This window comes from Neptunicoccus cionae, assembly GCF_014643735.1.
GTDB lineage: Bacteria > Pseudomonadota > Alphaproteobacteria > Rhodobacterales > Rhodobacteraceae > Amylibacter > Amylibacter cionae.
In genome coordinates, this window is record NZ_BMKA01000015.1 from 2,501 (window position 1) to 5,000 (window position 2,500).

The 2,500-nt window shown below is 48.6% G+C and carries 1 rRNA gene (only partly in view); it reads left to right on the forward strand.

The features are described 5' to 3' along the window. Window positions 1–614 precede the first annotated feature (614 nt). Window positions 615–2,500, forward strand: a 23S ribosomal RNA gene (locus IEX10_RS19775); it runs 1,072 nt beyond the window's last position.

The window sequence follows — 2,500 nt, forward strand, 5'->3', positions numbered from 1 at the left end:
CAAAAGACGAGCGGCAAGTGAATTGGCGCAGCCAACTCACAGAGAGCGCCCTATCGGCACAGACCTTCAGATACGAGAAATTACATCAAAGAGCTGATGATCAGATCATTAAGCAGTCTTAAGCGACTGTTTAAAAGTCTGATACTTCAGACACTTTTACATCGTTTAGAGAGCATATAAATACACGAGACGTAGGTTTTGCGTATTGGCCAACAAGTCTTTCGAGATTTGCTTGGTTAGCAACACATCCCGTAAGGGGTAATCGCAATTTTGTAGCCCGACCAAGGCTCTTAGGCGCGTGTTGTCGACGAAGGCCCTCCAGTGCGAGTGGGATAAGTTGATTACGTTTAAAATTTACAGTCTTTCCAAGTCAAAATACACTAACCAGGTCACGATTGAATGTATTCAATCTGGCCAGATGATCTTAACCAATCATCAAGTCACCAACGTTAAGTTGGTAACTGGGAATGTGCGTCACACAGCAATGTGTGACATGAGTTCAATGAGTTGGGTCTGAGAAATCAGATCTAAACACAATCGTATTGATCTTCGGATTGATACACTCTCAAAATGACGACTTCTGTTCTGGAAAAAGTCTTTCTTTTTCTGGATCAGATCAAGCGCGAGAAGGGCGTTTGGTGGATGCCTTGGCAGTAAGAGGCGATGAAGGACGTGATACTCTGCGATAAGTCATGGGGAGCTGAGAATAAGCTTTGATCCATGAATTTCCGAATGGGGCAACCCACTTGATATTTTGTTATTGTTAACTTTACGACGGACCTGAAGATGTCGGAGCGAACCAGCTTGCTGGTGAGACCCGTCAAGGACGGGCACGGAGTGTTAATCAATAGCAGGGTAAACCAAGTATTTTTAACCTGAATATATAGGGTTAAAAAGGCAAACCCGGGGAACTGAAACATCTAAGTACCCGGAGGAAAGGAAATCAACAGATACTCCCTTAGTAGCGGCGAGCGAACGGGGACCAGCCGAGCTGTGAATGTGACTAGAATCCGTTGGAAAGCGGAGCAATATGGGTGACAGCCCCGTATAGGAAGCATGATCAGACGTATTAAGTAGGGCGGAACACGTGAAATTCTGTCTGAACATCGGAGGACCACCTTCGAAGGCTAAGTACTCCTTACTGACCGATAGCGAACCAGTACCGTGAGGGAAAGGTGAAAAGCACCCCGACGAGGGGAGTGAAACAGTTTCTGAAACCGGACGCCTACAAACAGTCGGAGGGATCTTGTATCCTGACGGCGTACCTTTTGTATAATGGGTCAACGACTTGGTCTTACTAGCAAGCTTAAGCCGATAGGTGTAGGCGCAGCGAAAGCGAGTCTTAATAGGGCGAATGAGTTAGTAGGATCAGACCCGAAACCGAGTGATCTAGGCATGTCCAGGATGAAGGTAAGGTAACACTTACTGGAGGTCCGAACCCACACCTGTTGAAAAAGGTCGGGATGAGGTGTGCCTAGGGGTGAAAGGCCAATCAAACTCGGAGATAGCTGGTTCTCCGCGAAATCTATTTAGGTAGAGCGTCAGACGAATACCCCGGGGGGTAGAGCACTGGATGGGCAATGGGGGCATACAGCCTTACTGACCCTAACCAAACTCCGAATACCCGGGAGTACTATCTGGCAGACACACTGCGGGTGCTAACGCCCGTAGTGGAGAGGGAAACAACCCTGACCTCCAGCTAAGGCCCCTAATTCATGGCTAAGTGGGAAAGCAGGTGGGACGACCAAAACAACCAGGAAGTTGGCTTAGAAGCAGCCATCTTTTAAAGATAGCGTAACAGCTCACTGGTCTAATTAAGTTATCCTGCGGCGAAGATGTACCGGGGCTCAAGCCATGAGCCGAAGCTGAGGATGCACGTAAGTGCGTGGTAGCGGAGCGTTCTGTGATATAGAACGCTGCGTATTCTACTTTTACCAATACCAACACGTTGCAGCGGGACGAGCAATCGTCCTCAAGTAGCGAAGCGGTAGGACATAAAAGTATCGTACGCAATGTTCTGACTGTGAAGCGGGCCTGTAAGGGATCCCGTGGAGTGATCAGAAGTGAGAATGTTGACATGAGTAGCGATAAAGAGTGTGAGAGACACTCTCGCCGAAAGTCCAAGGGTTCCTGCTTAAAGCTAATCTGAGCAGGGTAAGCCGACCCCTAAGGCGAGGCCGAAAGGCGTAGTCGATGGGAAACCGTTTAATATTACGGTGCCAGGAAGATGTGACGGATCATGAAGATTGTTTCCCCTTATTGGATTGGGGAGGCCGTTAAGTGGTCCCTGGAAATAGCCTTCCATTAGATCGTACCCTAAACCAACACAGGTGGACTGGTAGAGAATACCAAGGCGCTTGAGAGAACTGCATTGAAGGAACTCGGCAAAATGCCTCCGTAAGTTCGCGAGAAGGAGGCCCGGTCAGTAGGCAACTATTGGCTGGGGGCACAGACCAGGGGGTGGCGACTGTTTACTAAAAACACAGGGCTCTGCGAAGTC